Below are 19,885 nucleotides of genomic sequence, written 5' to 3'. Positions count from 1 at the left end.
CTCTCATCCACTTTCCTAAAGGTTAGTTATTCACATTTACTTCCTGTAACGGCTGTAACTCCTCCATAAAATCAAGCAAAGATCCTACAGTAAGAAATGCCTTTGGATCTACCTCATCCTCTGGAACGCATAACTTTACATCCATTTCTATGTATACAATAAGCTGTAACATCATTACCGAATCTATATATAAATCTTGATTTAAGCGCATCGTTTCTTCTAAATGCGTTACATTTTTCAGTTCCATTTTTTCTATCATAATTTTTAATACGGCATTCTTTAACGCTTCCCGTCTCATGTTGTAACCTCTCCCATCTCTAGTAACTTTCTACTTACTTTTCCAGTTTTATTTTTAGGAATTTCATTTACACTTTCAATTTCATGCGGAACTTTATAAGAAGGTAAGTGCCGAATACACCATTCTCTTATTTGTACTGGATCAACATGAGAGATCACTTTCGCTTTAACTATTTCGCCCATCACAGGATGTTTCCCACGATATACAATTGCCTCTTGAACACCTTCCAATCGAAGCATCGTTTCTTCTACCTCTATAGGAAAGACTTTTAATCCTGAAACATTAATTACATCGTCCATACGCCCCATAAAATGAATGCCACGCTCAGATTTATAACCTAAATCTTTCGTGAAAATTTCCTTATCATTCATTTTCACGACGATTTCTTCCGGTGCATTTTCATCTGAACCTATGCTTATACTCGCATGAGGTAGAGGGTTTCCTAAATCTAAATGGCTCTTCATATCATGACATATACTAATACAACCTGCTTCAGAACAACCGTATTGCTGCATCATATATGTTGTCATTTTTTTTAGTTTATAAAATAGTGCTTCTGGCAAAGGCGATCCTGATGTCATAATTTTATGAAACTGGAACGTTCCTAATGGAAAACTCCCCATAATGTGTAACATAAGTGGTACTGCATATATAATATGTTTTTCTGTATTGCGAACTATATTTAATGCGAATTTAGGATTTTTGTTCGTAATGATTACAGGCTTGCTCCCCCTCGTAATTGCTGATAACGTACCACATATTAGTCCGTATGAATGTGAAACAGGAGCCATAACGATTGGCACTTCATCTACTTCACAGTTTAAAGCTTCATTATAGGCAGTAATTTCTGTATCAACTTCCGTCCATGCTCTACGAATCAGTTTCGGTTCTCCCGTAGTTCCCGAACTATATTGCAATAAAGAAGGCTCTTCTAGTAAAAAGTTCTCTACTTCTAATTTTGTAAAATCGCCATATTCTCCATATAAAACTCCTACACAATTTGCACGCTTTGCCATTTCAATAGCCGTTTCGTTTGGCGTATCTTCATGTATAAGTAATACTGATGATTTCTTTTCTTTTAAGAAAAACACAAGCGTAATAATATCGAATGGATCTTTCAGACAAAGTGCAAATCTATTTCCTTCTGCTTCTTGAAATTGTTCCATTTCCTCATAAACTTGTAATCTCAATTCAAAATCACTTTTGCTATACTCTTGTTTATTAATGATTAGCATAATTTCCCCCTGTAACAGCTGATTTTTGTTTCATAAGTTGTCTTACTCTATACAATGGATTTGGAACTTCATGAACAAGCGATTCCACATCCATATATAATCGACGTTTCGTTAATTGTTCAGCATAGAATGTAGGTGCATATAATTGAATATTTTCAAATCTACCTTTCAAATGTGGATATATTCTTAAATGATTTTCAATTTCTTCAACAACCATCATCCAAAAATGTTCTTCTTTCAATCCATATTCATCCGCAAGTACGAATGCTAATTCTCCTAAATTAAACAGGAATAGTGCATCTAACACCATCTCTTGCAAACATTCAATGCCATCCATTTCAAAGAAATCATTCATTTTTCCATTCGCATATGTTTTATGCATTTTAGTAAAGTCGGGACATTTGTCAACTTCTTTCAAATATGGACGATAAAACTCAAGCCCTTCATGAAAATCCTTTAACGCAATACGAACAGGCACCCCTTCTTTATGAACTAGAATCATATTTTGTCCATGTGATTCCAGTGCGATGCCATGCTCTACAACAAGATGTATAACTGGTATTATCGCTTTTTGAATAAGTAATTGTAGCCAATCCTTCATTCCATATTTATTCAACCACGCATCAATAATTGGTGTACCATCTTTCTCTTTAGCGTATAAACCATTAAAAGGAATTGCATCCTCTTGTGCATCTAAATACTTATGAACGCTTTCGCGCCAAATACATCCTAATGAACCATATATAGCTTTCTTATTCGTGTCATACGTTACACTTGAAAACTCACTTAACAAGATTAAACGTGCTTCATCCATTAAATAGGCGTCATTACTTACAACATCATTTAACCAATTTGATATTACTGGTGCACTCACAACAGAGTATGGTTTCAGCGTACGAAGTGTTGAAGTGTTGAGTAAATTCATCGATAACTTAACGTACGGTTTCTTTGGACTACTAATATTTCTTAACGTTCTCATTGACTGTTGCGCGCAATAATCGTCCTCTGATGTTCCTAAATAAATAATAAATTTACCCTGTATATGATCCGCATAATTTGAAATGATGAAATTCTCCCACTGCCATGGGTGAACAGGTATAAACACGTACTGTTTTGGATTACATCCCTTATTACGAATTCGTTCCATAAACTCTTCTAATTTACGATCGCCAATCTCCTCTTTTAAAAGGTTGTTATACATCACTTCATTCTCATAACCTACAGCCGCATAATTCTTATGCGCTGCAATCCATATGAGTTTTATTGGCTGCATAAATTCATAACCATATTGAAAATTGTCACGATATTGAAATCCAACACGTGCTTTATAACTAGGGTGATATGGATGGCCGTCTATTAATTGACTTTCAAACTCATCGTAAGATTTTTGAGTGTATTCTCTCTTATTATTTCTTTCATATTGTGCAATCGTGTCTTTAAATATTGTTTGTTCTAATTCGTGCATAAAAGAATCTAATTTAGCTTGTTCTACACTAGTAACCCGAAAAACTTCTTCTAGAAATTGCGAGACAGATTGTATTTCTTGCTGTTCATCTTGGACTCTTACTATTAATGAGTCTAACGAAATACGTCCAAATGTCATCCGTTCCCTGCCATAGCATTTGTACGTGACACTTTTGTCTTCTTCATCATGTCCTTGTATTATAAAAAGAATTTGTTCTTCTTTTTCTATGCGAACCGGTGTAATAATCCCCTCATAAATTAACGATTCTACTAATTGACGTAGCACTCTTCTTCGTACTGAAATGTAATCTTCTGATTCGAGCGCCTTCAATACTTTCGTATGATACATGTCCACTCTCATAAAACCCTCCACCTTATGACAAAATACCATTATTTGTATTACGTGAAATTTTAACTCTATTTATGAACGAACAGCCACTTCTCTAACGAGTGGATTATGTACTTGCACATAGATTGCTTGCTCTAATGGATTACTTAACTCATCGACATCGAAAAATCTCGTTAGTAAATTTGCTTTACACGCTAACTTATCTTCGTCCAATAATTCTCTTAAAAATGTAGAAGGTTCCCGGTTATATGGAAGGAATGATTCAAGTACAGACCTTAATTCCGAAAGAAGAATTTCCTCCTTAATTAATCCTGCTGTGCCAAAACCATTAATGAGGCCAAACATATGATTGAAAATTAAGTAGTAACGAAATCTCTCATCCACAATATAGTCGTCATATAAATTTCCAGTACGTTCTCCAATACCAGCTAATTCATTATTAAGCATCTCTTTCATTGAATTACAGAAATAAAATCCTTGATTATCACGGAAATAATATTTGACCGGATAACCATCTTTTAGCTGAACAACACTATTTTGCTGATGAGCTTCTAATGCAACACCATACTGTAAATACATCCATACCATTGGCTTTAAAGAAATATTCATATATCGTCTAAACCACTCTAAGCTTACTTCTTCACAGCTTTTACTTTCTAAATCTGCTAGACGATGAATAATATTCGATAACCGCGTACGCTCTCCAGGTATAGCGTCTTGAACTAGTCCAGCAATTAATGTTGCGTCATTTGCATGTTCACTATAAAAAGGGTTCTCGCGAATAATCACTTCAAATCCAGATTCTTGTGTTCCATAATTTAATGTAATAAAGGCTGGATCACAAATAAAATCAAATCCTGGAAATCTTTCTCGTACTTCACCAATAGCCGTATTTAACATTTCCTTCCCTTCAAGACCACTCTCAAGTTCTTTCAGTTTATTAATACGCATTGAATTCGTTACTTTCACCGGAAATGAAAACTTAAGCATATACTTCGAATCGGGATGATATAGCGTCCTTAGTGATGATGTTGCCATATAATACTTACCTACAGGACCAATATACTCAAGCAATTCTTGAACTATCCAATCTTGTACGTAAGCTTGATGCAAGAGCCATTCTGCCTGAAGCGGATGAATTGGAATTAATGCATATTGATCTTCCTTACAGTACTTCGCTATAAATTCCTTACTAACCATCTCATCATTACTTAATTCTTCTTTTATAATCATTGTTGTAGAATCTGATAATAATGATTTTTCATTTACTATACTTTTATGTGCCCGAAAATAATGAAGCTGACATTCTCCTTTTAATTCTGGAGAATACATTGCACTTTTCCAATCCAATATCCCCTGTCTACTCTTTGGTGTAGGATGAGTTAAATGCCCAAATAATAAAGATTGCTCCGCTTCTATAAAAGTTGTATGAAAACCGTATAATGCGGATGTATCTTCTATTCTCTCTTTTGTAAATTCCTCAATATTTTGACAACTACGGATAACTCGAAGCATAAGTTCCGCAGGATTCGTTCCTTCTCCGTAGTTGATAGACATCTCTTTTATTAAAAACGTAATAACTGTAACGTAATCTGCTGTAATAACAGAATTACTATCTCCAATTTGATAATAAAATTGTTCTCCAAACAAATGGCGATCTGTTGATGATTTATATATAACTTCTCCATACAAAGTAACGTTCTGTGCCGATAGCCGACAACATAAATATGTGGGGACTGTATCTCTATTCAACGTATTACTGAAGATACTTTTCATTCTTTCATCCTCTGTAATCCATTCTCCACTCCCTGTTTCTCTTAAATAACAGTTTAAAAAGCTTTGTAATGTTGCATGTTCTGCGATTTGTTTCGCATGCTGCATGTTGGTCCTCCTCTTTATATTAACGCTATGAGAATTTCATATTACAATTGATAATTGAACATCGTTATCAATTATGATTCTAATTGATAATGATATTCAATTCAAGAGTATATTTCAGAATTTTTTTATGAAATTAAATTTTTCTTTTTTTCTTTCTTTTCTTTAATCTAGTTAAAAGTACACTAGAAAAATTCTTGCCTTCAAACTAATTACCTACTATTTTTTATTAATCCATTTTTTGATGGATTAATAAAAAGGTACACCAAATGAGGTATACCTTTCCCTACGATATATTTACATAATATTATTATATGTATCAATCTATATAGCTGTTTGTTTTTGTAACAAATTCAAATCTCTCCAACAATACGCTGTTTCTTCTCTCCTTACTCTCTCTAAAAATTTCGTATCAATTTTTTCAGGGTTAAATTTTTCATAAAACTTTTTAGAAGGATTATTCGTAACAATCCAAACTAAAAGTGATTGCATATTATTGTTTATACAATCCGATAATAAAGCTTGAAATAACTTTTGTCCTATTTTCATTCCTTGATACTCTTGTAAAAGGTAGATTGCATATAATTCTCCATCACAATTATATGTGCCAGTTCTTTCTACTCCCCCATCGATGAATCCAACTATTTCTCCACTTAAATTCTCTGCTACAAATCTAAATTGATGATTACCTTCTTTTTGAAAAATATCTTCCCATTGTTTTTCTCGTTTCTCATATGCTATATTATCTAGAATTTCGTCAGCAAATATACCTTTATAAGTTGTTTTCCAACTATCAACATGCACCTTTGCTATACCTGGTATATCATCCTTTATTGCTCTTCTAATATGTATTCCCATCATTTCTCCCCCTTGTTACTCATCATTATATCAATTTCATTCCTTAAAAATCCAAATAAAAAAGAGTGAATTCACTTCACTCTTTTTTATCACAATTATCTACTTTCCACTTCAACTGAAACTACTCGATCAATCTCTTTCAGGGAACTATATAACTCTGTTGTATATAAATCTTCTGGAGCTAAAATAACCATCTCTAGTTGCTGAAATGCTCCACTATCTATATCTTTAATTTTCACGCGTTTCACATGCATGCCTAAATTTTTAATTTGCTTAAATATACCATCTAACTCATGATGCTCTTTAACAGTAATTTTTATAGATAAATCCTTTTGTCTTAATGAATACGGTCCTGCAATTTTCACAAGTTGCGGAAGTACATTAATCGCTAAAATAATTAAAACCATAGCAACTGTCGCTTGTAAATAAAATCCCGCACCAATTGCGATTCCTAAAGCTGAAGCAGCCCACACCATAGAAGCTGTTGTTAATCCAGAAATAACGTCATTGCTTCTTCGTAAAATGACACCTGCGCCAAGAAAACCAATTCCACTAACAATTTGAGCAGCCAGTCGCATCGGATCCATATTTGTATGTCCTGGAACAGAATATACATGCACAGATTCAATTGAAACCATCGTAATTAAACAACTTGCTACAGAAATAACCATACTTGTTTTCACACCAAGTGGTTTATTCTTTAGCTGCCTATCTATCCCGATGAATAATCCTAAAAAGAGTGCTAAACCTAATTTGAGTAAAAATTCATATGACATATTTCCATTCTCCTTACTTTACAATGTTTCCCTTAGAATAACTCACTATAACTCTTTTATGATATCAATTCCAGTCTTTTCTATTCATTTAACGTAAAAAAACCGAAAAAACATTTATAACGATGTTTCTCCGGCTTTTTATTACACTTTAGATTCTTCTTTATTTCTGATCTTTAATCTTAATTTCTGCACCTTTGTAGAATGCTAATTTACTGTCATTATACTCTTTTGTAAATTTGTTAAACTGCTCTTTCGACTTTTGTGTTTCCACATTTAATTCATTAACAGTTTTAACTCTTTCACCGATTTCTTTTAATTTCGTTTCTTTTACTTTTAATTTTTCATACAGTTCTTTTTCAGTCGCTAACACTTTCGTGTAATTTTCATTCATTTTTTGGAATGCATCATAACGATTCTTATACGACTCTTCTACTGCTTTTGCTTGTTTTTGTAACTTCTTATCTTCAATCTTCTCTATATTACTTTGAACAGATTTCGTTTCCTTCTGTGCTTTTTCTAGCATTTCTTTCTCACTTTTTAATACTTTTTCACGATCATCTACATTTGCAGTAGCTTGCTCTATTTTCTTCACAACTGCTTCATTATGATCTTTACCTTCTTGCAAAATTTGAGCATATAATTCTTGTCCTTTTTTCTCTAACTGCTCTAATTTTTTTGCTTCATCCACTAAAGATTTTTCTTGTGTTGCTGCTGTTTCAAAAGCTGTATATAGATTTTCTTCTGGCTTTTCACCGAAACAACCTGTTAAAAGTCCTACTGATAATGCTCCAACTACTGCTACTTTTCCATACTTCAACGTTCATTCCTCCATTACATACGGTTATCATGCCAAAAGTTCACTGGGAAGTGACTCTCTTCATGATAAGCTTCAAACTCATAACCTTTTTCTTTTAGTCCCTTTAAAATTGCTGGCACAGCAGCAACTGATTGCGGGTGAATATCATGCATTAAAATAACTTCTTGTGGTTTTGTTGCATTTGTTAATACGTTTTGAGCAATTTGTGCTGCAGCTGCATCAACTGGCATTTTATTGTATTTCCAATCTAATGAATCAATTGTCCAATCCCATACTTTAAATCCGCCTTCTACCACTTTATTTCGAAGACCTTCATTCAATCCAGGCATCGAACCATACGGAGGACGTGTTAATTTAGGTGATTTCCCAATAATATTAGCGATTAAACCTTGATCTTCTTTCATCTCATTTACATACTCGCCATTTTTATATAACTTTGCGAAATTATGTGTCATACTATGCATGCCTACATAATGACCCTCAGCATTTTCACGTTTCACTAAATCAGGAAATTCTTTTACATTTGCTCCAATTAAAAAGAACGTTGCCTTCGCATCATGTTGTTTTAGCGTATTTAATAATTCGGCCGTATATTTCCCTGGCCCATCGTCAAATGTAAGATAAGCAACTTTTCTTTCTTTTCCATTAAAACGACTTGGTGCCGTTTTATTCATTTCAACTTTCGGCTGTTCACTTGCAAGCTGCACTACATTTTCTTGTTTCGCAACAGCTTTTGCTGGTGAAGTAATTGATTGAAACATGTAATACCCAATAGCTACTGCGGCAATCGCTATTAAAACGACTACTATTTGTTTAATTTTTAAAGCTTTTTCCATTCTATCGAATTCCTCTCCCTATTAATCTTATATATAAATCGCCCAATATAATTATACATCTATTTATTTTTATTTCACTATATAAATAGATTTTATTTGTATTATAATGGGAGTTTTATCAAAATTGTTGTTCCTATTCCTTCTTTGCTTGTAACACTAAACGCACCGCCATGAAGCTCTACCATTTTTTTAACGATAGCTAAACCAATACCTGCACCTGCAGCATGATTATTAATTTGGTAAAATGATTGCTCAATATATGGTAAATGTTCTTTAGCAATTCCAATCCCTTCGTCTCTTACCTTAATCACTGCTTGTCCTTCTATTTTAGTCGCTTCAATGTGTATTGTACTTTTTTTATGTGAATACTTAATTGCATTTTGAACAATATTCAAGAAAACTTGCTTTAGCCTATTTCGATCTCCCATCAATTCAATTCGGTCTATAGTAGTAATAAATTGAATTTCCTTCTCTTCCGATTTAGGAGTTAATTGCCAAATCGTCTCCTCTAGTATATCGTACAATTGAACCTTTTGTTTATATAAATTAAAATGATTTGATTGTAATCTTGAAAAATCTAGCAATTCTTCTACTAAATGAATCAATCTATCTGTCTCACCTGAAATAATGCCCATACCTTGCTTTATTTCTTCTTCTGTTAAATGATCTACTGTTTTTAACGTCTCACTCCAACCTTTAATTCCTGTTAAAGGCGTTCGTATTTCGTGCGAAATAGAAGCAATGAATTCATTTTTCATCTGCTCAGCCTTATCTATTTTATAGGCCATATAATTTAAACTATGTGCCAAGTCACCTAATTCTCCAGGATAATCTTCTTTAATTTTTTGCTTTAATGTGCCTTCTGCAATTTGTGAAGAGGCCTGAATAATAGATTCAATTGGCTCAACAAATGAATTTGCCAAACGTCTACTAATTAAGAAGACGACTCCCGAAATAACAATACCTACAGAAATAGTAAACGTAATAATTTCAATAATCTTTTTATTTACATTTGTTAAAACAGTCGTATATTTTAAAACACCAATAGTTTGTCCTTGATGTATAAGTGGACTTAGCACCTCTAGTTGTTTTTTATTACCTTTCATAGTAACTTGGTTATACATTTCACCTTCTAATAATGATTGCGGAATATTCACTTTACCTTCTACCTTTTCACCACTTGAAGATTGTATAACCGAGCCATGACGATCAATTAACTGTAATTCTGTTCCTTCTAATTGAAAGCTACTAATTATGTCACCACTATATTCTTGTAATCGAATAAAGTATAGTGAATTGTATTCTGAAAAAAAACGTGTACTCGTTTTTGCATGAGACTCTATATATTGCACAATACCATTATAATAGTATCGATAAATTGAGACTGAAAATACAACTTCAAATAATACAAGCATAAGTGTAATGACCGTCATAAAATATAAAGTCACTTTCCGTTTCATCTTATACTTTCCTTCCACACATATCCTTTTCCCCACACCGTAAGAATAAATTCAGGTTCTGATGGATTACATTCTATCTTTTGACGTAACCGTCTCATATTTACATCTACTACTTTCGTCTCACCTACGTAATTGGTTCCCCAAATCATATTTAAAATTTCATCACGCGAAACTGGCTTTGAAGCCTGATTCATTAAATACTGTAATATCATATACTCTGTAGGTGTTAAATCGACTAATTGTCCATCTTTATACAATCTTTCTTCTATAATATTTAACGAAAATGGACCTGACGTAACAATATTCGTTTTTTCTTCATGTACTTCTATTCTTCTTAATAAAGACTGTATACGTGCAGTTAATACTACTGGACTAAACGGTTTTGCAATATAATCATCTGCACCTATTCCTAGTCCTTGCACCTTATCTTCATCTTGTACACGTGCGGTTAACATAATAATACCCATTTTTTTATTTTCTTTCCTGATAGCCTTACAAACTTCTAAACCATCAATCCCCGGTAACATTACATCCAGCAGTGCTATATCAACAGTTTGTTCACTCAAAATCTGTAACGCTTCTTCTCCAGTAGTAGCTTCTATTACATAAAATCCAGCACGTTTTAAATTTAAAACAATAAAGCTACGGATCGTTAATTCATCTTCTAAAACTAAAATTTTTGACATAATTCCCACCTCCTACTCTTGTTGATAATCCGCTAGCGGTTTTATATATGCTTTCACTTTTTCAAATTCCGATTGCTTCGGTACTGCATATACGTGAGAAGCCGTTTTAATTGCTGCGCTGTAGCCTTTTATATTGAACCATTCTTTCCGCTTAAAAATATGAACTTCAAGCCATATTTTATTTGTTCTTGTATCCAAAAACTTTTGAGAATTTGATTCTTTTTGCTGATCTGGTATTGTAATTTTCCCTATTAACTCTTTAGGAATTTTCACATAATACCCTTTTTCTATATCTATATATCGTTCTTCAATTGGTTTAATTCCAGATTCACTCCACTGTATGTAACGTTCAAAAAGCGGACTATCACCATGTGATTTATCCTCCCAACCTTTTGGACGTACAGTACGAACAAATTCAATAATGCCGTCTTCATTAACATCTTTACTTTCTACAACATATTCATTAAATAAATCTTCTTTCCCACCTATAGGTAATACTTCATAATGATCCTGATCAAATTTTGCTACATAAGTTATACCTGAATGAGCCCCTGTTCCCGCATCGATTACAACTGCCTTTAATGATTTAGAAATACGGCCCATTTGTATTCTTTGAATACTATTTATATACGGATCAAATGTAACCTCTGACAATACCTTAAACTTTTCAATGAACTGAACCTTCAACTGTTCATCTTTCATATACGAAACAAGGCTTATGTCTTTAAAACCATTTTTGTTTAAATCATCTATAAATAACTTCGTATACTTCTGTCTATAAAATTCCTTTATATCGTCACTCTCATTGGAAAAAACATACATTGTGTTTTCTAATAAATCACGATTGGTAGTTATTCCTATCAATAGTTCTCTTTTTCCACTCCCTGTGAAATCTCCTACCTCAACAATATCTACTTCTTCCCCATCAAATGTATAGGTTGACTTCATATTCCATCCATTATTTTTCTTCTCATATACGGCTAAATATATATGATAATCTTCATTAGGTATTTTATATACGATGACAGCTTCTTTTTTATTATCTCGTTCGAAATTCATTGACCATGTCGTCTGTTTATCTCTATTAGACATTGGAGTAAGTAAGCGATAATTAACAGGTAAATCTTTATCAATTTGTTCCTTTAATTCATTAATCCATTTTTCATTTGTAGGAGCTTCCATTAGACTTGTTGGAGCTTCAGACATTTTACATCCAGTCAATATAAAGATAATTCCCATCATGCTTAACCATTTCTGCATATGATATCTTTCCTTACCACAAATTTTGAATATGTCCTTTTACTTTTTTACCTATCCATTATACTCATACATATAAGTATAATTTTTCTAAACTAAAAAATCGTTACAGAAAAGTTACAAATACATTCCAAAAAAAAAGATTGGCAAAAGCCAATCTTTTTTTATTATTCGTTTCGGACTGATTTTGGCGTTACACCTAAATGATCATTTAATTTTTTTGAAATATCTTTTACATTTTTTTCATTTGGAATGTAATAATAAATACCACCGATACGTTTATCTGTACCTTCTATTTGCAATTTTTCCATTTCCAAATTAGATCCTGCCATATTTTTTGTAATGGCAAGCATATCGTCAAATGTTAAGTTCGTTTTCATATTTTTATCAACCGCATCTAGTAAAGAGCCCATTTTGCTAATTGATTGAACAGACATCGCTTTTTTGGCAATTGCTTCTATTACAAGTTGCTGTCTCTGTCCACGCATTGCGTCACTATCAATTTTACGCGTTCTTGCAAGTGCAAGAGCTTGTTCTCCATTTAAATGTTGGTAACCTTTTTCTAAATGGATCATACCAGCTTGGTCTTTACTATCTTGTTCAGTGAAAGTAACTGGTACATCAATATCAATACCACCAATTGAATCGACAATTTGTACGAATGATTCAAAGTTAAACTTCACATAATAATCAACAGGTACATTCAAAAATCTTTCCACCGTATCGCGTGTGCTTTCTACGCCACCAAATACGTGAGCATGAGTAATTTTATCTAATTTTTTTCTAGTTGGAATGTAAACACGTGAATCACGTGGAATACTTACTAGCTTAACAGACTTATCATCTTTATTAATTGTTGCTAATAAAAGTGCATCTGTTCGAACTGCTTCGCCATATTGGCTTTTTCTCATTTCACTTCCATCTACACCCATGATTAATATTGAAATATTATCCTTTAAAGGTTCGACTTCTTTATCACGCTTTGATGACTTATCAATTTTTGCATACGCATCATTTACAACAGCTTTTGCTTTATTATATATAAACGAACCATATCCTACTCCTCCAAAAATAAGTAGGAAAAATGGAATTAATATGAACCATTTTATTGACTTTCTTTTAGAACGCTTTTTATTACTTCTCGTATTTTGTTCTAATTCAGAGCTCATACCCACTCGCCTCTCTTTCTCTTTACCAAGTATAATGTAAGTCTATTTATCTTCATATTGAATTTCCTTTCACTAACCTTACAATTTTGTAAGGTTACTACTTAAACCCAATACGTATTCCATTTCACATTATACTCTCGTACTTATTTTTGGCAAGTCACTATTTACCAATTTCAAAAATTTAGCACTTCGTAACATATGAATTTACAAATTTATTAACTCTTTCATTTTAAATTAGGATGTCTTTTTCTTAACAAACGATATGAATAAAGAATCCAGCTAATTATAAAATCTCTATGAATACAGTATATTTGACGTTATTATTTCTCAAACGGCGTATACACGCTTTTCTTCCCCTGATTATCAATGTAAGCCGACTTTGCTTTTATTTTCGTTTTTTCTACTTCCATGTCTTCATTTGAGAAGTTCACAATGATTTTAATATCTTTTCCATAAGAAACAGATTGTACTAGCTTATCTTCTGACAAATACGCAAAATTCGTCATCTCTTCTTTTACTGCTTTTTCATGAACTTCATTCCAAACTTTTAGATGCTCTGTAATTTCTTTTTTATGCTTATTCCACTCTACTTCATCTAAATGGTACAACGGAGGAACATTATACAATAATTCAGACAGCATTCGATTTCCAACTTCATCTTTTACCTTTAAACTTCCCCATTCCCAATGATGCGTTGTAATAACGGAATCATTGTATACTAATTTATATAATGGTACCGAATATACTGGGTTTAAATATACTTGTTTATATTCTTCTTTCAATGGTACTTGTTTTGCATATTTTTCAGGCACATTTTGATTTGGTGACCAATATCCACCGACATAATACGGACTTGTTTTATTTTTCCGCATATCTTCATCGTCCCATTTAATAACAGGTGTTTCAATTCCATGTGCAAATGCAATCGTACTACTAGCAAAATCATTTCCGCCTTCAGAACCAACGACCATACCCTTTTCTTGGGCAATGTAGTCCATTCGTTTTAAACGTGCTTTTAAATCTTGCTCTTGCGTCGTTATATGTTTCGCTGAATAGTCATCGTAAATTTCACCTGTCGCATCACAATCAATAAACCATGAATTATATTTAGGACCATTTTGTAATATATCATTCATGCGTTCCTTTACACTAGGCAGCGATAAAGTCGGATTTAACTTGCGACCTCTTCCTAAAAAGCCTTGCACCTTTTCTCCGTTTTTCTTCGTTACAGTAGCCTCTTCATATAATGACGGGTCATTAAAGAATGCTGTGTTCCAATTTTTATCACTTTTTTCGTGAATGGAATGATACGAATCATACGGACCAACTAAATACCCCATTTCCTTAGCTTTTGTCACGAAATTAGGTTGCATAAATCCTTGTTCCCAGTTCGGCAGACCAATCCACGCTTTTTCTATTCCTGCCTCTTTCATTTCCTTTAATATATCCGTTCCATCTGCATTACCCCATTTACTTACCTCTTCAACCGCATCACCAAGTAGCGACTTTAATAAATGCTTATTTAAGCTATACAATTCTGTATTCGTTAAGTGACCTACACCTTTCTTTAATAGCACACTAGCTTCCTGATTAACGTTTTGAAAAATATCCTCTTTATAAAATTCCTTCATCGATAATACTTCGTTTATATAACGTAAAATAACATTTTTTTGATACTTATCAATGAAATCTTGTTTACTTACTTGATCCAATACATTCAGTTCCCCAGGCTCGGAACTATTCTTTTGAATAAGTTCTTTTATATGACTAAACAGCGGGCTATTTATTTGCTCCCTTAGTTTTGGCCAATTTATATTATTTTCTAATAAACCATTTTGATTCCAAAAATAAAAATGCGCCGCTCCATATAACTTTTCGATTTCTTTATTTTTTCTAGCCTTTTCTTGTAATGTTTTAAATTCACCTTTTCGAACAATATCATCCTTATACAGTTTAGCAATGCTTACCGCATCATTATTTGTCACATATAATTGAAATCCATATGTTTTATTTTTATTTATGCTCGGAAATTCATGTGTAAAATCAAATCCTATTTTCGGATCCGAATGAAATTTCAATTCATTATTAAACATATTCGTTGCAATATATACAATTGAATATTTCGAACCATTTAATGCGAAAAATTTCATAGAAAATGATTCAGCAAATGAATATGCATCATCCTTTAAAAACTTCTTCCAATTCTCATCATTGCTCGGAATTTGCTTACCCTCCCATAACGGAAGTGTATAATTTTCAGCTTCTACTTTCGGCCATGTAAAGCTTTCTGCACCAGTCGATTCCACTTCAATGTTTAAGTGGTCTTTTTTCTTTTCTAATTTTATTTTTACTTTTTGATCTGGATATTCCCACGATGTACGATCCTTTTCTTTTTTTACATTCGATACCTTCATTTTCGGTAGGGGTTGTGATGCCTGTTCCTTTACCCCCTCATGTTCTACAGTTAATGTGAATGTTTCTGGATTTACATCATAAGTAAAATCTTTATACGTCGCTTTCTTTATTTTAGACTCTTGTACAGCATTACTACCTTTTACGTCACAACCGACTAAAGTCGAAAACGACATAGTTGTAAGAAGACATATCGCTATCATTTTTTTCATCCTCTGCACCTCCACCAATGAATATACAGATGCTTTGTTACAGGAATGTGGCAAAAAATAATAGAGCTAGCATTTTGCTAGCTCTGTTTGGAGTATTAAAAGTTGATATGAACAACTATAATTCGCTTAGAAGATATGTAATACAGTAACTGCATTTTTTCTCAACAATTATGAAACTAAACAAATCAAAATTTTAACAAGCATTCTTCAACTGAAAAAATAAGTGTATACAATGTATCCTAAAAGTAGTACTAAAATGATTATTCCTGTACCTTTCCAATTCATACCGCCTGCTATATCAACTGGACTACCCGTTTCCGCCCTATTGAGTCCGTCACGTAAAGAACCCGTAGGATTACTTTTTAATTCACTTTGTCTCATACGCTCTCTTTTTTCTTCTGGTGACTCTTTATTCATTTAATCACCTCCAAAATGAATGCACTCTTTACTTACATTATTCAAAATCAACATTTGTTTTATATTTTTTCCGAAAAAACCTAATTTAAAATAGGTTTGCAACGTAAAGAAAGCTAGCCATGCCAGCTTTCTTTACGTTCCAATATGCTCTTCCTTATTTACAATAATACCTTTATGGTCGATTTCAAGCTCACATACTTTCATATCTGTAAATACTCTCGCTAATTGCTCAGCGATTTCTTGACGTTTCTCATATGGCGTTAATATAAAAATAGATGGCCCCGCACCGCTAAGTGCTGTGCCGTACGCACCAAATTCTTTTGCGCATTTACGAATAGATGGTAATAATGGTACGAGTTCTAAACGATATGGTTCGTGAAAATGGTCTCTCTCCATCATTTCACCTACAACTTCCCACCGCTTTTGACATAATGCAGCTACTAATACGTTACTTATCGCACTAGCTTTAACTGCCTCATGAAACGGAAACATCTTTGGTAATACAGATCGACTTTCATCTGTATTTAATTCTGCATTCGGAATGAGAGAAATTACACCCAATTCCTTGCTCTCAATTCTTACGACGGAAAGATCCTTTCCATCAAGTGCTCCAATTACAGTTCCACCTAATATAGAAGCAGCAACATTATCAGGATGTCCTTCAAAATTTGTAGCAATTTGAACTTTTTGATCAGCAGTTAAGTTCAAATTGCCTAGTTGATTCGCAAGCTCTATCCCGGCTACAATTGCTGATGCACTACTTCCTAGCCCTCTCGTTAATGGGATATTACTAGTAACTTCTATTATATGGGGTGATATAGAAGGACATACTTTACATGCCGTGCTAACGATTAAATTTTTATCGTCTGTCGGAATTGATTCTTCAAAGGAATGGATTACTTGCCATTTATCAGCTTTTTCTTTAACCACCACATCTAAATACAATGACAAAGCTATTCCAACTGAATCAAATCCAGGACCAACATTCGCCGTACTAGCAGGGACACGAACGCTAAATGGTATCACGACATAATCACCCCTTTAATATGATCTTTAATTTGTTCTATATCATTTGACACACTTGCGATGTCTAGTTGATTTGAAGAAATAGCGATATCAGGATCCTTCAAACCATTTCCAGTTAATACTGCAACAACTGTTTCTCCCTTTTTGATTTTTCCAGATTCAACATGTTTAATTACGCCGGCTAATGAAGCATTTGATCCCGGTTCAGCGAAAACTCCTTCAGTTTTTGCCAATAACCTATACGCATGTAAAATTTCTTCATCTGATACCATATCTATTTCACCGTGAGACTGCTCAGCAGCCTCTACTGCGTATGACCAACTTGCCGGGTTACCGATTCGAATCGCTGTTGCAATTGTTTCAGGCTCTTCAATTACATGCCCTTTTACAATTGCAGCTGCTCCTTCCGCTTCAAAGCCATGAATTCTTGGCTTCTTATAACCTTTTTCTTTCTCATATTCACAGAAACCTTTCCAATATGCTGTAATATTTCCTGCGTTCCCAACAGGGATAGCTAGAACATCTGGTGCATTTTGCAATTGGTCACAAATTTCAAATGCTGCCGTTTTTTGCCCTTCAATTCGATAAGGATTTACTGAGTTTACTAACGTAATCGGCTCTTCTGCAGCAATATTTCTTACAGCCTTAAGTGCATCATCGAAATTCCCTTCTATTGAAATGATTTCAGCACCATAGGCAACTGCTTGTGCTAATTTTCCATGTGCAATCTTTCCTTCCGGTATTACGATAATGCATTTCATCCCAAGACGTGCCGCATATGCTGCAGCTGATGCTGATGTATTACCTGTTGATGCACAAATGATTGCTTCTGAACCTTCTTCTTTCGCCTTAGCAACTGCCATGACCATGCCACGATCTTTAAAAGAACCTGTCGGATTCGCTCCTTCGTACTTACCATATAGCTGAATCCCTAATTGTTTTGATATATTTAATAATGGAATAAGTGGTGTGTTTCCTTCCATTAAGCTGACATCAGGTGTATTTTCATTCACCGGTAAATAAGACGCATACTGTTTTAATAGTCCTTTATACATATTGTTTTTCCTCCTCAATAATGTAGTAACTGTTTATTTCACTTGCGACAGCTTCTATCGCTTCTAAAACTCGTTCGAATTGATACTTGGAAGTTCGATGTGTCACAACCACGACTTCTGCCAGTTCACGGTTTAAAGGTAATTGAATAACTTCTTTTAAACTTACAGAATAATTAACAAAACATTCTGTTATTTTCTGTAACATCCCAGGTTCATCTCGTAATGAAATACGTAAGAAATATTTCGAAACTACTTCTTCATCACCTTGTAATTCATAAGGAACTGGTTCTTTTAACGCACTTTTATTTTTCGGAACTTGATTCATATTTTTAACGATTGAAATAATATCACTTACTACAGCAGAACCAGTCGGTAACTTCCCAGCTCCGGGTCCATAAAACATTACTTCTCCTACCGCTTGGCCATGAACATACACCGCATTAAATTCATTATTCACATTTGATAATGGATGCTGGCTCGGTAAAAGCGTCGGTTCTACACTTAAATGAATGGCTGGTCCTTGTTTTTCAGCCTTACCAATTAACTTCATAGTAAATCCTAACTTTTCAGCCATTTGTAAATCTTCTTTTTCGACCTTTCGAATCCCTCTTACTTGCACATCATCTAATGAAACATTCATCGAAAAACCTAAGTTTGCAAGAATTGCTACTTTTCTCGCCGCATCTAGTCCATCTACATCTGCTGTCGGATCCGATTCTGCAAAGCCTAATTTTTGTGCTTCCTGTAAAGCTTCTTCATAAGACCATCCATTTTGACTCATTTTTGTTAACATATAATTTGTTGTACCATTTACAATTCCCATTATTTTTTCAATTTGATCTGAAGCTAACCCATCCGTTAATCCTCTTAACACTGGAATACCGCCCGCTACACTCGCTTCGTAACATAAATCACAATCATTATCGTTCGCCAGTTGAAGAAGCTCTGCACCATATACAGCCATTAAATCTTTATTTGCTGTTACGACATGTTTTTTATTTCGTAAAGCCTTAACAATATGCTGTTTTGCTTCTTCAATTCCGCCCATTACCTCTACTACAATATCAATATTTGAATCATTTAGAACTTCATCTGCATGACTTGTTACTGCAATTCCGTCAATACAAACATCGCGTTCTTTTTCCAAATCACGTACAACGACTGTTTTCACTTTCACTTCGTATCCTGTATCAAGAGCGATTTTTTTATAATGTTCTTTCAAAATATGGACAACACCACTTCCGACCGTACCTAAACCTAATACCCCAACATTTATAACGTTATTCATCTTCTAATCTCCTCCTACAATTTTATTATTTATCTCTATCAATCACCTTACTCTGCTTTTTAATCATGCAGGTGGTGGTTATTTCCGTACGTACAAATCGTTCCATGTTACTGCACCTCCTTTCAAAGTAAAAAAACACACCCATCCCTAGGAAAGGGACGAATGTGTTTTCGTGGTTCCACCCTTGTTCCAATCTAGACGTATTTCTCCCTAGATTGCTCAAGTTCAGATAACGGCTGATACCGCCAATAATTACTAGATTACTCGTTCACTATTGAAGTTCAAAGGTGGTAAAATCATTTCTCGTGTTAGGAAGCTCACACCCTTGGCTTCCCTCTCTGTAAACCGTAAAAATGATTTCGTGTCCTTATCGTTACTTTTTCGTTCATGTT

General features: G+C 33.8%; 17 protein-coding genes and 1 other annotated feature. All 17 genes read right to left on the bottom strand.

Annotation, left to right across the window (positions count from 1 at the left end; all coding sequences use genetic code 11):
* Nucleotides 1-22: 22 nt before the first annotated feature.
* A complete protein-coding gene (asbD, locus tag CGQ22_RS16320) occupies nt 23-298 on the bottom strand; it encodes a petrobactin biosynthesis protein AsbD (RefSeq protein WP_001250562.1) in 276 nt (91 codons plus the stop codon).
* Nucleotides 295-1,533 (bottom strand): AMP-binding protein, encoded by a 1,239-nt coding sequence (locus CGQ22_RS16315; protein WP_000905504.1) that lies wholly within the window; start codon nt 1,531-1,533, stop codon nt 295-297. The genes asbD and CGQ22_RS16315 overlap by 4 nt, the downstream gene beginning before the upstream one ends.
* A complete protein-coding gene (locus CGQ22_RS16310; protein WP_139032736.1) occupies nt 1,520-3,358 on the bottom strand; it encodes an IucA/IucC family protein in 1,839 nt (612 codons plus the stop codon). The genes CGQ22_RS16315 and CGQ22_RS16310 overlap by 14 nt, the downstream gene beginning before the upstream one ends.
* A gap of 60 nt (nt 3,359-3,418) precedes the next feature.
* Nucleotides 3,419-5,227 (bottom strand): IucA/IucC family protein, encoded by a 1,809-nt coding sequence (locus tag CGQ22_RS16305; RefSeq protein WP_046945375.1) that lies wholly within the window; start codon nt 5,225-5,227, stop codon nt 3,419-3,421.
* A gap of 321 nt (nt 5,228-5,548) precedes the next feature.
* Nucleotides 5,549-6,085: a GNAT family N-acetyltransferase gene (locus CGQ22_RS16300; protein ID WP_003300898.1), complete on the bottom strand. Its 537-nt coding sequence runs from the start codon at nt 6,083-6,085 to the stop codon at nt 5,549-5,551.
* 92 nt (nt 6,086-6,177) lie between these two features.
* Nucleotides 6,178-6,858 carry an MgtC/SapB family protein gene (locus tag CGQ22_RS16295; protein ID WP_000119510.1) on the bottom strand — a complete coding sequence of 227 codons (681 nt, stop codon included), beginning with the start codon at nt 6,856-6,858 and terminating at the stop codon, nt 6,178-6,180.
* Nucleotides 6,859-7,018: 160 nt separating this feature from the next.
* A complete protein-coding gene (locus CGQ22_RS16290) occupies nt 7,019-7,675 on the bottom strand; it encodes a YkyA family protein (RefSeq protein ID WP_074594072.1) in 657 nt (218 codons plus the stop codon).
* 14 nt (nt 7,676-7,689) lie between these two features.
* Nucleotides 7,690-8,511 carry a peptidoglycan-N-acetylglucosamine deacetylase gene (locus CGQ22_RS16285; RefSeq protein WP_000409482.1) on the bottom strand — a complete coding sequence of 274 codons (822 nt, stop codon included), beginning with the start codon at nt 8,509-8,511 and terminating at the stop codon, nt 7,690-7,692.
* 101 nt (nt 8,512-8,612) lie between these two features.
* Entirely contained in the window at nt 8,613-9,971 is a 1,359-nt protein-coding gene (locus CGQ22_RS16280) for a sensor histidine kinase (RefSeq protein ID WP_002181652.1), read from the bottom strand.
* Nucleotides 9,968-10,657, bottom strand: coding sequence for a response regulator transcription factor (locus CGQ22_RS16275; protein ID WP_000036070.1), 690 nt, complete (start codon nt 10,655-10,657; stop codon nt 9,968-9,970). The genes CGQ22_RS16280 and CGQ22_RS16275 overlap by 4 nt, the downstream gene beginning before the upstream one ends.
* 12 nt (nt 10,658-10,669) lie before the next feature.
* Nucleotides 10,670-11,917, bottom strand: a complete 1,248-nt coding sequence (locus tag CGQ22_RS16270) for a hypothetical protein (protein ID WP_001174877.1) — start codon at nt 11,915-11,917, stop codon at nt 10,670-10,672.
* Between the two features lie 164 nt (nt 11,918-12,081).
* The gene (locus CGQ22_RS16265; RefSeq protein WP_002163948.1) at nt 12,082-13,083 is read right to left on the bottom strand and encodes an LCP family protein; all 1,002 of its coding nucleotides are present in this window, start codon (nt 13,081-13,083) and stop codon (nt 12,082-12,084) included.
* Nucleotides 13,084-13,403: 320 nt separating this feature from the next.
* Complete coding sequence (locus CGQ22_RS16260) at nt 13,404-15,707, bottom strand: glycoside hydrolase (protein ID WP_089148987.1); 2,304 nt, start codon at nt 15,705-15,707, stop codon at nt 13,404-13,406.
* Between the two features lie 207 nt (nt 15,708-15,914).
* Nucleotides 15,915-16,124 carry a DUF6366 family protein gene (locus CGQ22_RS16255; RefSeq protein WP_001031483.1) on the bottom strand — a complete coding sequence of 70 codons (210 nt, stop codon included), beginning with the start codon at nt 16,122-16,124 and terminating at the stop codon, nt 15,915-15,917.
* Between the two features lie 132 nt (nt 16,125-16,256).
* On the bottom strand, nt 16,257-17,150 hold the full coding sequence (gene thrB, locus CGQ22_RS16250; RefSeq protein WP_046945378.1) for a homoserine kinase: 894 nt from the start codon (nt 17,148-17,150) through the stop codon (nt 16,257-16,259).
* Nucleotides 17,147-18,205 carry a threonine synthase gene (thrC, locus tag CGQ22_RS16245; protein WP_000276435.1) on the bottom strand — a complete coding sequence of 353 codons (1,059 nt, stop codon included), beginning with the start codon at nt 18,203-18,205 and terminating at the stop codon, nt 17,147-17,149. The genes thrB and thrC overlap by 4 nt, the downstream gene beginning before the upstream one ends.
* Nucleotides 18,198-19,493 (bottom strand): homoserine dehydrogenase, encoded by a 1,296-nt coding sequence (locus tag CGQ22_RS16240; RefSeq protein WP_001066901.1) that lies wholly within the window; start codon nt 19,491-19,493, stop codon nt 18,198-18,200. Before CGQ22_RS16240 ends, thrC begins: the two co-directional genes overlap by 8 nt.
* Before the next feature lie 151 nt (nt 19,494-19,644).
* Nucleotides 19,645-19,876: a binding site (T-box leader), on the bottom strand.
* Between the last annotated feature and the right edge of the window lie 9 nt (nt 19,877-19,885).

It is taken from the genome of Bacillus sp. M13(2017), assembly GCF_002218325.1.
In the GTDB taxonomy this organism is placed as follows: Bacteria; Bacillota; Bacilli; order Bacillales; family Bacillaceae_G; genus Bacillus_A; species Bacillus_A thuringiensis_K.
The sequence above is the reverse complement of the archived record's forward strand: the minus strand, read 5'-3'. Positions and strand labels throughout refer to the sequence as shown.

Coding starts and splice junctions, on each gene's coding strand:
- CGQ22_RS16270 (WP_001174877.1), bottom strand. CDS start 11,917: ATGCAGAAATGGTTAAGCATGATGGGAATTATCTTTATATTGACTGGA.
- asbD (WP_001250562.1), bottom strand. CDS start 298: ATGAGACGGGAAGCGTTAAAGAATGCCGTATTAAAAATTATGATAGAA.
- CGQ22_RS16315 (WP_000905504.1), bottom strand. CDS start 1,533: ATGCTAATCATTAATAAACAAGAGTATAGCAAAAGTGATTTTGAATTG.
- CGQ22_RS16255 (WP_001031483.1), bottom strand. CDS start 16,124: ATGAATAAAGAGTCACCAGAAGAAAAAAGAGAGCGTATGAGACAAAGT.
- CGQ22_RS16310 (WP_139032736.1), bottom strand. CDS start 3,358: ATGAGAGTGGACATGTATCATACGAAAGTATTGAAGGCGCTCGAATCA.
- CGQ22_RS16280 (WP_002181652.1), bottom strand. CDS start 9,971: ATGAAACGGAAAGTGACTTTATATTTTATGACGGTCATTACACTTATG.
- thrC (WP_000276435.1), bottom strand. CDS start 18,205: ATGTATAAAGGACTATTAAAACAGTATGCGTCTTATTTACCGGTGAAT.
- CGQ22_RS16300 (WP_003300898.1), bottom strand. CDS start 6,085: ATGATGGGAATACATATTAGAAGAGCAATAAAGGATGATATACCAGGT.
- CGQ22_RS16285 (WP_000409482.1), bottom strand. CDS start 8,511: ATGGAAAAAGCTTTAAAAATTAAACAAATAGTAGTCGTTTTAATAGCG.
- CGQ22_RS16265 (WP_002163948.1), bottom strand. CDS start 13,083: ATGAGCTCTGAATTAGAACAAAATACGAGAAGTAATAAAAAGCGTTCT.
- CGQ22_RS16275 (WP_000036070.1), bottom strand. CDS start 10,657: ATGTCAAAAATTTTAGTTTTAGAAGATGAATTAACGATCCGTAGCTTT.
- CGQ22_RS16305 (WP_046945375.1), bottom strand. CDS start 5,227: ATGCAGCATGCGAAACAAATCGCAGAACATGCAACATTACAAAGCTTT.
- CGQ22_RS16260 (WP_089148987.1), bottom strand. CDS start 15,707: ATGAAAAAAATGATAGCGATATGTCTTCTTACAACTATGTCGTTTTCG.
- CGQ22_RS16240 (WP_001066901.1), bottom strand. CDS start 19,493: ATGAATAACGTTATAAATGTTGGGGTATTAGGTTTAGGTACGGTCGGA.
- CGQ22_RS16295 (WP_000119510.1), bottom strand. CDS start 6,858: ATGTCATATGAATTTTTACTCAAATTAGGTTTAGCACTCTTTTTAGGA.